The organism is Cupriavidus sp. C1SS-2L (genome assembly GCF_057073735.1).
Window position 1 is genome coordinate 414,604 of record NZ_CP172708.1, and the last position, 12,293, is coordinate 426,896.

A 12,293-nucleotide genomic window follows, 5' to 3' on the forward strand; every position below is an offset into this window, starting at 1 on the left:
GAGGATCAGCAACGTCCCGCCGTCGGCATGCAACGCGGGTGCTGGCACCGGGCGCACCGACGGCGCCTGGGGTCACTTCCCTGCACAGCGCGGGCCCGGACGAGCCTGCGCTGTGGGATGGAGCCAACGATGAAGCCGCAACCGTTCGCAGTGACTCCCGACGCGCAGGCGCGCGCGCTCAATGTGGTAGGTGAAAAGATTACGGTGCTGGCGCCGAATACCGCCACCCAAGGGTATGAGGTGTTCCTGCAGCAGGGCGAAGAGGGCAGCGGACCGCCGCCGCACAGCCACGACTGGGACGAGTCGTTCTACATCACGCGCGGCACGATCGACATCGGTTACGACGACCAGGTCATCACGGCCACGGCCGGCACGTTCGTGCATGTGCCGGCGGGCACTGTGCATCACTTCCGCTTCGGTGCGGGCGGTGGCGAGATGATTTCCGTCACGAGCCACAATGGTCGGGCATCGCGTCTCTTCACCCGGCTCGACGAGGAAATCCCGCCGGGTCCCCCTGATATCGAGAAACTGCTTGCCGTGGCGCAGGAGTGTGGGGTGACGGTTGCCGCAGGCGAGCCTCCTCCGGCCTGACCGCCGATCGAACCTTCCTGCATGGCGAGCTACCGGCTCGACGCGTTGAACCACCCCTGGTAATAATCGCTGCAACGCCAAACTTCAGGGGTGGTGCATGTCGCCTGTCCTGGCATTCAAGCTGGTACTGCTGTCACTGATCGCCATCATCGCGCTGGAGTTGCTGGCGGCAAAGCTGCGGCTGCCGCCGGCGGCGGCCTTTCTGGTCGGTGGCATTGCCATGGCATTCGTGCCGGGCCTGCCGGCGGTCGAGCTCAGTCCGGACCTGGTGTTGCTGGTCTTCCTGCCGCCGCTGCTGACGGACGGCGCGTACTTTTCAGTGTGGGACGAGTTCCGGCGCAATCTCAGCGGCATCCTGATGCTGGCGATCGGAGCCGTGTTGTTCACGACGCTGGTCGTTGGCGTGGCCGTCCACATGGTGGTTCCGGGCCTGCCGTGGGCGGCGTGCTTTGCGCTCGGCGCGATCGTGTCGCCGCCCGACGCCGTCGCGGCCAAGGCCGTGCTCGAGCGGGTCGCGCTGCCGCGGCGGCTCATGACCTTGCTGGAGGGCGAAAGCCTGCTCAATGACGCAACCGGGCTGGTGCTCTACCGCTTCGCCGTCGCGGCCGCGCTGACCGGTGCGTTCAGCCTCGAACATGCCACCGTGGATTTCTTCGTGCTCGCACTGGGCGGGGTTGCCGTGGGGATCGCCATCGGCTTTGCGCTGGTGCGCGTGCTGCGGCGGCTGGCCGACGAATATCTTCTGATCACCGCAGCCATACTGTCCTCCTGGGTCAGCTACATCGTCGGCGAATGGCTGGAAGTCTCCGGCGTCATCGCGACGGTGACCACCGGCATGATCCTTGGCTGGCACCAGCACCAGGTGTTCTCGGCGTCGACAAGAATCCGTGGCACGGCGTTCTGGCAGGTCATGGTGTTCCTGCTCGAGGCGCTGGTGTTCATACTGATCGGGCTATCGCTGCGCGGCGTGATTGCGCGGCACGGTGGCACCGCTGATGTGATGGCGTCGCTGGCCCTGCCGGTTGGCATGGTGATCGTCTCGGTCGTGCTCTCGCGCTTCGCATGGGTGTTCGGGTCGGAGGCGCTGAAGTCGGCGTGGCAGCGCGTGGTACGCCGTCAGGCTCGCGCGGACTGGCGTTCGGCCACCATCGTCAGCTGGGCCGGGATGCGCGGCGTCGTGACCCTCGCCATTGCGCTGGCGCTTCCGGAGCAGATGCCGGGCCGCGACCTGATCCTCGTCGCATCGTTCGCGGTGATCCTCGTCACCGTGCTGTTGCAGGGCACGACCATTGGGCCGCTGATCCGCCTGCTGGATATCCGGCGCATCGAAGATGCCTCGGGCCGTAAACTGACCGAAGCGCAGGCATGGGCCCGTCTCGAAGCGGTGCAGCGCGATGCGATCCGCCCGCTGGTGTTCGACGCAGACGGTGCGCTGCGGCATCCGCGGCTATGGGAACAGGTCAACTACCGCGCGCAGATTACCGAGAGTTTCAAGGACAACATCATTCCCGACGAAGAGCGCACTTCCCACTATGGTGTGATCCTGGCGGGCCTTGCCGCAGCGCGGGAGGAGTTGCTGCAGATGCATCGTGCGGGGCAGCTTCATGACGAACTGCTGCGTCATCTTGAATACGATCTGGATCTGCAGGAGATCGCGGCGTTGCATGGGAGTGCAGGCGTGGGGGCGGATTGAAGCGCCCGGCCCACAGCTGCCCCACAGCTGCTCCCGTCACCGACCCGCTTCGCCACTACCGCGAAAATCGGACGGACTGACGCCATTGGCCCGGCGAAAGGCCCGGCTGAAATTGGCGACATCGGTGAACCCGAGGCGGTAAGCGATCTGCGAAACCGGCAGCTCCCCTTCGAGCAGCAAGCTCCGCGCGCGGCGATTGCGCACCGTAATGGCGAGGTCGCGGAAGCTGCTTTCCTCCTTCTTCAGGTAACGGTCCAGCGTGCGCGCCGAAATGCCGAGCAGGCCGGCAAGTTCTTCCAGCGTAGGCTGGCTGTCCTCCGCTTCGTTCAGCATCATGACCACCCACTCGGCCCAGTTGCCCTGCTCGCTGTGGCGTTGCAGCAGAGCACGGCATCGTTCCTCGGCCATGCGGACCGCATGCACGTCGGCCATCGGCAGCGCCGCGTCCAGGCTCCACGTGTCGGCCACCATGCGGATTTCGGGCAGCGGCGATGCGGCGAAGTGCACGCGCGCGGGCGCCAGTTCGCGATAACGTGCCGCGTGCGGTGGCGGCTCCATCGACAGGTAAATGTCGTAGACCGATGAGGGGTTCTGCAACAGCGACTTGCATTGCAGATGCGTCGAAACGGCAATCGCCTCCTGAAGCAGGTTCAGCGTTGCACTGGCCATCGGCAGCGCCGGCCGGAAGATGACCTCGGCGTGATCGCCAGTGCGCTGATAACTCATCCTGAACATTGGCGTCAGCAGCTTGTAGTAGCGCGAACACAGCCGCAGCAACTGGTCCAGGGTGGGGCAGGAAAGCATGGCATACCCCAGGATGTCGTGCGAATTCAGCTTGAGGCGGCGACCCCACTCGAAGCCGATGTCGGTCCGCCCGGTCAGGCGCAGCGCTTCTGCCAGCAAGCCATCGATCTGCTGGGTAGTGAGCCCGAAATCCGTTTCCCTGAACCGGTCGGGATCAATGCCGGCCGCGCTCGCCAGTTCGTGCAGCGAAGTGCCGGCGGACTTCAGGCAGTCGGCCATCAGCAGAAAATAGCGGGCCGGAATCAGGGGGCGGATGGCGGCTTTCATGTTCGAAGGAGGGGGCACAACGGGGCACTGGTCATTGTCTGAAAATGATAGATCGCTGTCTGGAAATGACAAGTCCGGAGGCGGGCCGGCTCGCCAGAATGGGTACCTGCCAAAGCCGAATCCGTCTCGGAGCCGGCGACATAACAGGAGACAGTCCATGTTGTTCGAATCCATCAACACCGGTTGCCTGGACGGCAACGACACCCCGTGGATGCCCTTTGCGCCGTACAGCAACGACGTGATGGTCAAGTACTTCAAGATCGATCCGGTACGCGGCGAAACCATTACGCTGCTGAAGGCGCCCGCCGGCATGGAAATGCCGCGCCATCATCACACCGGTACGGTGATCGTCTACACCGTTCAGGGAAGCTGGCGCTACAAGGAGCACGACTGGGTCGCGCATGCGGGCAGTGTCGTCTACGAGACGGCTTCCACGCGGCACACGCCGCAGTCGGCTTATGCCGAAGGCCCCGACATCATCACGTTCAACATCGTGGCCGGTGAACTGCTATACCTCGACGACAAGGACAACATCATCGCGGTCGAAAACTGGAAGACCTCGATGGATCGCTACCTCAACTACTGCAAGGCCCACGGTATCAGGCCCAAGGACTTGTCTACGTTCGAAGGCTGATCTGCGGGAACAATCCGTACTGGAAACGCATCAGGCATTGGCCGTTCGCGAATTGAGTCGCAACGCCATGGAAAAAACGAGGAGGAGACATGATTGCATGGGCTCGCAAACAAGGGCTTCGGCGCATTCTGGTCGCGCTGCTTGGCACAGCCGTGGTTCAGGCAAGCGCAGGCGCGGCTTCGCCCAGCGCCACCGATGTACAGAAGATCGCCACGGAGGCTTATATCTATGCCTATCCGATGGTGCTGATGGAAGTCACGCGCCGCGTTTCCACGAACGTCGATGCGTCGGATCCCAAGGGCGGAATCCGCGCGCCGATCAACCAGTTCGCGCATGTCGCGGAGTTCCCTGACGAGAAGTTCGACACGGTGGTTCGCCCGAATGCAGACACCCTGTACTCGGCGCTCTGGTTCGACGTCACGCGCGAGCCGCTGATCCTCACCGTGCCGGATTCCGGTGGCCGCTACTATCTGCTGCCGGTGCTCGACATGTGGACGGACGTCTTTACCTCTCCCGGTACGCGCACCACGGGCAACGGTTCGCAGCAGATCGCCATTGTGGGGCCGCGCTGGCATGGCAAGCTGCCGGCGGGTGTGACTCCGTATGTCTCGCCGACCGCCGTGGGCTGGATGATCGGCCGCACGCAGACCAACGGCGTTGCCGACTATGCCGCCGTGCATAAGTTTCAGGCCGGCCTCAGGGCCACGCCGCTCAGCGCCTGGGGAAAGCCGGGATACGCGCCGCCCGCGGGCAGGAAGAATCCACAGCAGGACATGGGCGCGCCGGTGGAGCAGGTGGCAAAGATGGACGCCGCGAGCTACTTCGCGATGTTCGCCGAGCTGATGAAGAACAATCCGCCGCACGCAAACGACTATCCAATGCTTGATCGCATCGCCCATGTGGGGCTGGTGCCCGGTCAAGCCTTCAACCTGAACCGACAGGCGCCGGAAGTGCAGGCCGCGCTGCGGGACGCCCCGGCCACCGCGCGCAAGCAGATTGCCGAAGCGCTGCCCCGGGCCGGTGTCGTGAGCAACGGCTGGCGGACGATCGGCAATCCGATTGGCACCTACGGTACCGACTACCTCCGGCGCGCGATGATCGCCTTCGTAGGGCTGGGGGCGAACACGGTCGAGGATGCCATCTATCCCATTGCGATGACAGATGTCGATGGCAAGCCCTTCGACAGTGGCGCGAAGTACGTGATCCACTTCGACAAGGAACGGCTGCCGCCTGCGCGCGCCTTCTGGTCGCTGACGATGTACAACGATCGCCAGTTTTTCACGGCCAATCCGATCAACCGCTTCGCCATCGGCGATCGCGATCCGCTCAAGTACAACGCCGATGGCTCGCTCGATCTGGTCATCCAGCGCGACCCGCCCAAGGGTGGTGAATCCAACTGGCTGCCCGCGCCGGCCGCAGGCAACTTCACGATGAATCTGCGGCTGTACCTGCCCAAGCCCGAGGCGCTGGACGGTACGTGGAAGCCGCCGGTGGTCAGCCGTGTGGAGGCTGGTCTCTGAAAGCCGGGCGGTAATCTTTCCCGGCAAACGCCGCATTGGCGCCGACGCGGTCGCTATCCATTCGCGACCGCTGCTTCCGCCAGCTCGCGCGCCACGCGTTCCACGCATGCCATCGCTTTCTGCGCCATTGGCGAAGGCGCGCGTCCGGTCAGGCTCACAATACCGGGCGGTTCGGCATACGCGTCGCTGTGGCTGTTCGACCGAAGTGGGTGGTCGGATGCCTTCATCGCATGCGGGGCGGTGAAGCTTCAGTCCAAGCCAATGTTGTGAGAAGCTCTGGTCTCAGGCGCTCACGGTGGCAAGGAACCGGTTGGGCATACGCCGGGCAGGCATCGCAGTGAAAGACAGGGCCTTGCTGCCTGAATGCAACCATTTGAATCCTCCATGACTGAGCCTCGTCTGACATTCCTTGACCAGAATGAATGGGAACACTGGTTGACGCAAAACGGCGGTACCTCGGCCGGGATATGGATGCGCCTTGCCAAAAAGGGGGCGGGGCAGACAACCTTGACTTACGAACAGGCACTGGAAGGTGCCCTTTGTCATGGCTGGATCGATGGTCAAAAAAAGGCTGAAAGTGAAGAATACTGGTTGCAACGCTTCACTCGACGTTCCGCAAGAAGTATCTGGTCCAAGCTCAACAAAGACCGGGCCGAAGCGCTGATCGCTGCAGGCAGAATGTTTCCTTCTGGCATGCGAGAAATCGAGAATGCCAAGAAGGATGGCCGCTGGGAGGCTGCCTATACGTCGGCGAGCAACTCGGTCGTTCCGGATGACCTGCAGGCGGCACTGGATGCCAATCCCAAGGCCAGCGCTTTCTTTGCCACGCTGAACGGCCGTAACCGCTACGCTATCCTGTTTCGGATACAGAATGCCAAAAAGCCCGCAACACGAGTGCGCAAGATCGAAGAGTTCATCGGCATGCTCAATCGCGGCGAAACCATTTATCCCTAGACCAGGAGGCGACAACCGGCTCACTGCTCCGGTGTCTCGCAAAAAAAAACGCCAACCCTTGCGGGTTGGCGTTTTGCTTTGGGCGATGAACCGATATCAGAACTGGTTCATCGTGTTGTCTTTACCCGCTGCCTTCAGGGCCGCTTCGCCGCTGAAGTATTCCTTGTGGTCGTCGCCGATGTCCGAGCCCGACATGTTCTGGTGCTTGACGCAGGCGATGCCCTGACGGATTTCCTTGCGCTGCACGCCAGCCACATAACCGAGCATGCCCTGGTCGCCGAAGTATTCCTTGGCCAGGTTGTCGGTCGACAGCGCGGCGGTGTGGTACGTCGGCAGCGTGATCAGGTGGTGGAAGATACCGGCTTCACGCGATGCGTCGGCCTGGAAGGTGCGGATCTTCTCGTCGGCGATCTTGGCCAGTTCGGTGTCGTCGTATTCCACGCTCATCAGCTGGGCACGCTCGTAGGCCGATACATCCTTGCCTGCTGCCTTCATGGCGTCATACGCTTGCTGACGGAAGTTCAGGGTCCAGTTGAACGACGGGCTGTTGTTGTACACCAGCTTGGCGTTCGGGATGACCTTGCGGATCTCGTTGACCATGCCGGCGATCTGGGCGATATGCGGCTTTTCGGTTTCGATCCACAGCAGATCGGCGCCGTTCTGCAGCGAGGTGATGCAATCCAGCACGCAGCGTGCCTCACCCGTACCGGCGCGGAACTGGAACAGGTTGCTCGGCAGGCGCTTCGGGCGCATCAGCTTGCCGTTCTGCTTGATGACGATGTCACCGTTGCCCAGCGTGTCGGCCGAGACTTCGTCGCAGTCGAGGAACGAGTTGTACTGGTCGCCCAGGTCGCCCGGCGTGTGGGTCACGGCGATCTGCTTGGTCAGGCCGGCGCCCAGCGAGTCGGTGCGCGTCACGATGATGCCGTCGTCCACGCCCAGTTCCAGGAAGGCGTAGCGGACTGCGCGAACCTTGGCCAGGAAGTCTTCGTGCGGCACGGTGACCTTGCCGTCCTGGTGGCCGCACTGCTTCTCGTCGGACACCTGGTTTTCGATCTGGATGCAGCAGGCGCCGGCTTCGATGAACTGTTTGGCCAGCAGGTAGGTGGCCTCGGCGTTGCCGAAGCCCGCGTCGATGTCAGCGATGATGGGCACCACGTGGGTGACGTGGTTGTCGATCTTCGACTGGATGGCAGCCTTGGCGGTGGCGTCCTTGGCGGCGTCCAGTTCGCGGAACAGGCCGCCCAGTTCACGGGCGTCGGCCTGGCGCAGGAAGGTGTACAGCTCGCGGATCAGGGCGCTGACCGAGGTCTTCTCGTGCATCGACTGGTCCGGCAGCGGGCCGAACTCCGAGCGCAGTGCGGCGACCATCCAGCCCGACAGATACAGGTAGCGGCGGTCGGTGTTGTTGTTGAAGTGCTTCTTGATGGAGATCATCTTCTGCTGGCCGATAAAGCCGTGCCAGCAGCCGAGCGACTGGGTGTACTTCGACGGATCGGCATCATAGGCGGCCATGTCGGCGCGCATGATCTTGGCAGTGTACTTGGCGATATCCAGGCCCGTCTTGAACCGGTTCTGGGCCCGCATGCGAGCGGCGTACTCGGGATTGATGGCGTCCCACGCGCTGCCGTGTTTCTCCTTCAAACCAGCAACTGCCTTGATGTCGTCTTGATACTGAGCCATTTGTCTCTCCTGGGAGCAAAGCGCGTTTGAGTAGAGGATCGGAGCTTGCCGCTGCGTATGTGGCAGCGAACTGCATGGGTAAATAGTAGCGCCATTTGATGCGTTGCAGCGTCAGTCTTATATAAGACATAAGACTTTAATTGTTCTTATTTTTCAATGACATACGTAACGATTTTCGCGATATGAAACATGTTTTCGCCGGGCGAAAACCGGCGGCTGCGGAAAATTCGGGCGGATCCCACAATGTGAAACGCTCTTTCGCGTGTCGGAGGGCGGGGCAAGCAGGGTGGCTTGAACAGCGGGTCCTGAACGAAGGGAATCCGCACGGGATCGTTTCGCCGGCGCATATCGCCTAAAGTTTGCTAGTGGCTTTGGCATCCGGCGGTAGCCGCCGAGGCAGCTGTGACCTGCGATGAGCACGGTACAAGGCAAGGAGAGTCGTGATGGCTCAGGGATTCGACGCGATCATCATCGGAACCGGACAGGCTGGCCCCGCACTTGCCGCGCGGCTGTCCGGCGCGGGCATGAAGCTGGCCATCATCGAGCGCGCACGTTTCGGCGGCACCTGCGTGAACACCGGCTGCATTCCCACCAAGACCCTCATTGCGAGCGCGTATGCAGCCCAACTGGCGCGCCGAGCCGCGGAGTACGGCGTGACCATCGGTGGGCCGGTCGCCGTCGACATGAAACGGGTGAAGGCACGCAAGGACGAGATCTCTGGCCGCTCCAGCAACGGTGTGGAACAGTGGATGCGCGGCCTGGCCAATATAACGGTCTATCAGGGGCACGCCCGTTTCGAGAACGCGCACAGCGTACAGGTCAACGGTGAACTGCTGGAAGCCACGCAGATATTCGTGAACGTCGGCGGCCGGGCCCTGGTTCCTCCCATGCCAGGGCTGGATCAGGTGCCGTACCTCACCAACGCGGGGATGATGGATGTGGATTTCCTGCCGGAGCACCTGATCGTGATTGGCGGCAGCTACATCGGCCTGGAGTTTGGGCAGATGTACCGGCGATTTGGCGCCAGGGTGACCGTCGTCGAAAAAGGCCCGCGCCTGATCCAGCGTGAGGATGAGGATGTCTCGAAGGCAGTGCGGGAAATTCTGGAAGCCGAAGGCATCGACATCCGGCTCAATGCCAACTGCCTCAGCGCGCGCAGGGACGGCGACCATCTTGCCGTCGGGCTGGATTGCGCGTCCGGTGCGCCCGAAGTCCACGGCACGCATCTGCTGATGGCGGTCGGGCGCGTGCCCAACACGGACGATCTCGGACTCGACAAGGCAGGGGTGGAGACCGACGCCCGCGGCTATATCAAGGTCGACGAACAGTTGCGCACCAATGTCCCCGGCATCTGGGCGCTTGGCGATTGCAATGGTCGCGGCGCCTTCACGCATACGTCGTACAACGACCATGAGATCGTCGCTGCCAATCTCCTCGACAATGACCCGCGCAAGGTGTCGGATCGCATCGCCGCGTATGCCATGTTCATCGACCCTCCGCTCGGCCGCGCCGGCATGACGGAGACGGAAGCCCGGCAATCCGGCCGCAAGATACTGGTCGGCACCCGCCCGATGAGCCGTGTCGGGCGCGCCGTGGAGCGAGGCGAGAGTCTCGGGTTCATGAAGGTCGTGGTCGACGCGGACACCCGGGTGATCCTTGGAGCGGCGATCCTCGGCCTGACCGGCGACGAGGTGATTCACTCGATCCTTGATGTCATGTATGCCGGCGCTCCCTATACGGTCATCAGTCGCGCGATGCACATCCATCCCACGGTGTCCGAACTGGTACCGACGCTGCTGCAGGAGTTGCGGGTACCGGGCTAGCCGGCGCCCGTGCGCAAGGATGGGGGAATGGCCATGAATAAGAAGGCACCAGGCGCCAGCCCCGCGTCAGCGGAAGCGCCGCTCGCAGAGCTGCCGGGCAAGGTCGTGCTGGTATTGCAGGGTGGTGGGGCGCTCGGCGCCTACCAGGTAGGTGTCTACCAGGCCTTGCATGAGGCAGGTCTCGAGCCGGAATGGGTGATTGGCACCTCGATCGGGGCGATCAACGGCGCCATCATCGCTGGCAATCCGCCAGAGCAGCGGGTCTCCCGGCTTAAGCAGTTCTGGGACAGCGTTTCCTATCGCGCTGCCGCGCTGGGGAGCAGCAGCTTTCGGCAACTCGAAGACTGGCTGCGGGTGGTGAACATCACGACGCGGGGCATTCCGTCGTTCTTTACGCCAAGCCCCGATGCGTGGTGGCCGGGGGTACACGCCGCGGTCGGCCTTGCCAGGGCGGCGTTCTACTCCACATCGCCGCTGCGCGCGACACTGGCCGCAGTGGTCGACTTCGAGTACCTCAATGCCAGGCAGACCAGGCTGACAGTCGGCACGGTCAGTGTGCGCAGCGGCCGCATGCGCTACTTCACGAACCGCGACGCGCCGCTGAGTGTGGACCACGTGATGGCCTCGGCCGCGTTCCCGCCTGGCTTCCCCTCCGTATCGATCGAGGGCGAGCCATACTGGGACGGCGGCATCTATTCCAACACCCCGCTCGAAGCCATTCTCGACGACCGCCCGCGCCACAGCTCGCTGATCTTCGCCGTGCAGCTTTGGCCCGCCAGCGGCCCGGAGCCCGATTCCATCTGGCAGGTCATGAGCCGGCTGCGGGATATCCAGTATTCCAGCCGTGCCGAGTCCCATCTGGAGCGCCAGCGGCAGATCCACCGCCTGCGGCACGTCATACGCGAACTGGGCGAGCATATTCCGGAAGGTGAGCGCGAGCAGGCCGCCGTGCAGGAATTGCTCGGTTGGGGATGCGGGACGACCATGCACGTGGTCGAACTCGACGCGCCGCAACTCGACGGCAACGACATGCACCGCGATATCGACTTCTCCACCTGTGGGATCGAGCGCCGCCGGATGGCCGGCTACGAGGACACGCGACGCGTGCTGGAGCGTGCCCCATGGCGCGAGCCGCTGGACCCGATAGAGGGGATTGCCGTGCATCGGCTGTTCGGCGCAACATCACCGGTTGCCTGATGTGTCGACGACACAACCAAAAAAAGCGCGGCAAAGCCGCGCCTCTCTGGCCCCGCCGAGTCTTCGGCCGGGCTGCTCCCTTCGCTGACTACCTCACACCCACCGCCGCCTGCCTGCGCAGCGTCTCCGTGGTTTCGCCGTTGCCGTCGTGGCTCCAGCCCGGCGGCATCACCAGATAACCGACAGCATTGAGCACGCTGCCCGACTTCATCATGTCCTTACCCAGGCTGACCCAGTGTTCGAACTGGTTGACGATCGGGTTATGCGTGGTGGTCGGGTGGACGAGGCCGAAGCGGCACGGTTCGTCTTCACGCTCTTCCACATAGGTGCCGAACAGGCGGTCGAAGAGGATCAGCACGCCGCCGTAGTTGGCATCGAGGTAGTCGACATTCGAGGCATGGTGCACGCGGTGCGCCGACGGGGTGTTGAACACGTACTCGAACCAGCCGAGCTTGGGGATCCACGTGGTGTGCAGCCAGAACTGGTAGAGCAGGTTGAGGCTCAGCGCGGCCAGCACGGCTTCGGGGCGAACACCGAGCCAGACCAGCGGCGCGAAGAACATCGCGGTGCCGGTGAGCTTGCCGGTCAGGCCCAGGCGGTAGGCCGTGCCCAGCGTCAGCTCGTTCGGCGAGTGGTGCACCGCATGCGTGGCCCAGAAGAAGCGGATGCGGTGCGATGCGCGGTGGTACCAGTAGTAGCAGAATTCCTGGCCGATGAAGAGCAGCAGCACCATCAGCACGTTGTGGATGTGGATCGTGTTGATCCGGTGATCCCAGGCGAACGCGAAGATCGGCGTGGCCAGCGACAGCGGCAGCAGTGCCATCAGCTTGCGACCGAGCATGTCGGCCAGCGACAGCCCCATTTCGTGCCAGGGGTAGGTCTTGCCTTGCAGGCGCGCCTTCCGTGACAGGAAGAAGGCTTCCACCATGGAGGCCGCCACGACGAAGACCGTGGCGAAGAGGGTGATCTTGTGTAGGTTGTGCATGATCGTTCCAGTGCAGTGGGTGGGACGCCTGGTTTGCGGAGCGGGCCGCCGTCGCGTCGGTGAGGCAAATGTAGTGGCCGGCCGCGCCGGGCGCCATGCAGGAAATATGTCGCCATGTGTCATGGCCGGCAGGGTGCCGCCA

General features: G+C 63.2%; 10 protein-coding genes. 7 read left to right on the forward strand and 3 right to left on the reverse strand.

Translation table 11 applies throughout. The features are described 5' to 3' along the window. Positions 1 to 129 precede the first annotated feature (129 nt). A complete protein-coding gene (locus tag ACIGJG_RS01925) occupies positions 130 to 591 on the forward strand; it encodes a cupin domain-containing protein (protein ID WP_011296568.1) in 462 nt (153 codons plus the stop codon). A 97-nt stretch (positions 592 to 688) separates the two neighbouring features. Beyond that, positions 689 to 2,284 carry a Na+/H+ antiporter gene (locus ACIGJG_RS01930; RefSeq protein WP_483672686.1) on the forward strand — a complete coding sequence of 532 codons (1,596 nt, stop codon included), beginning with the start codon at positions 689 to 691 and terminating at the stop codon, positions 2,282 to 2,284. Positions 2,285 to 2,320: 36 nt separating this feature from the next. Here the strand turns inward: ACIGJG_RS01930 and ACIGJG_RS01935 are convergent, their stop codons facing one another. Further along, positions 2,321 to 3,529, reverse strand: a complete 1,209-nt coding sequence (locus ACIGJG_RS01935) for an AraC family transcriptional regulator (RefSeq protein ID WP_483672687.1) — start codon at positions 3,527 to 3,529, stop codon at positions 2,321 to 2,323. On the opposite strand from ACIGJG_RS01935, the gene ACIGJG_RS01940 reads away from it, so the two are divergent. The 3 genes from ACIGJG_RS01940 (at position 3,513) to ACIGJG_RS01950 (ending at position 6,463) form a co-directional block, all read left to right on the forward strand. Next, the gene (locus tag ACIGJG_RS01940) at positions 3,513 to 3,989 is read left to right on the forward strand and encodes a 2,4'-dihydroxyacetophenone dioxygenase family protein (RefSeq protein ID WP_011296571.1); all 477 of its coding nucleotides are present in this window, start codon (positions 3,513 to 3,515) and stop codon (positions 3,987 to 3,989) included. The genes ACIGJG_RS01935 and ACIGJG_RS01940 overlap by 17 nt on opposite strands. A gap of 89 nt (positions 3,990 to 4,078) precedes the next feature. Beyond that, on the forward strand, positions 4,079 to 5,509 hold the full coding sequence (locus ACIGJG_RS01945; protein ID WP_220631255.1) for a DUF1254 domain-containing protein: 1,431 nt from the start codon (positions 4,079 to 4,081) through the stop codon (positions 5,507 to 5,509). A 384-nt stretch (positions 5,510 to 5,893) separates the two neighbouring features. Beyond that, positions 5,894 to 6,463, forward strand: coding sequence for a YdeI/OmpD-associated family protein (locus ACIGJG_RS01950; RefSeq protein WP_220631256.1), 570 nt, complete (start codon positions 5,894 to 5,896; stop codon positions 6,461 to 6,463). Between the two features lie 96 nt (positions 6,464 to 6,559). On the opposite strand, the gene ACIGJG_RS01955 is transcribed toward ACIGJG_RS01950, so the two are convergent. Beyond that, positions 6,560 to 8,146, reverse strand: a complete 1,587-nt coding sequence (locus ACIGJG_RS01955; RefSeq protein WP_011296574.1) for an isocitrate lyase — start codon at positions 8,144 to 8,146, stop codon at positions 6,560 to 6,562. A gap of 443 nt (positions 8,147 to 8,589) precedes the next feature. Here ACIGJG_RS01955 and ACIGJG_RS01960 point away from each other — a divergent pair, with 443 nt between their 5' ends. Together ACIGJG_RS01960 and ACIGJG_RS01965 are read left to right on the forward strand one after the other, a co-directional pair. Continuing rightward, entirely contained in the window at positions 8,590 to 9,969 is a 1,380-nt protein-coding gene (locus ACIGJG_RS01960; RefSeq protein WP_483672688.1) for an FAD-containing oxidoreductase, read from the forward strand. A 33-nt stretch (positions 9,970 to 10,002) separates the two neighbouring features. Continuing rightward, on the forward strand, positions 10,003 to 11,166 hold the full coding sequence (locus tag ACIGJG_RS01965; RefSeq protein ID WP_483672689.1) for a patatin-like phospholipase family protein: 1,164 nt from the start codon (positions 10,003 to 10,005) through the stop codon (positions 11,164 to 11,166). A gap of 88 nt (positions 11,167 to 11,254) precedes the next feature. On the opposite strand, the gene ACIGJG_RS01970 is transcribed toward ACIGJG_RS01965, so the two are convergent. After that, a complete protein-coding gene (locus tag ACIGJG_RS01970; protein ID WP_483672690.1) occupies positions 11,255 to 12,151 on the reverse strand; it encodes a sterol desaturase family protein in 897 nt (298 codons plus the stop codon). Between the last annotated feature and the right edge of the window lie 142 nt (positions 12,152 to 12,293).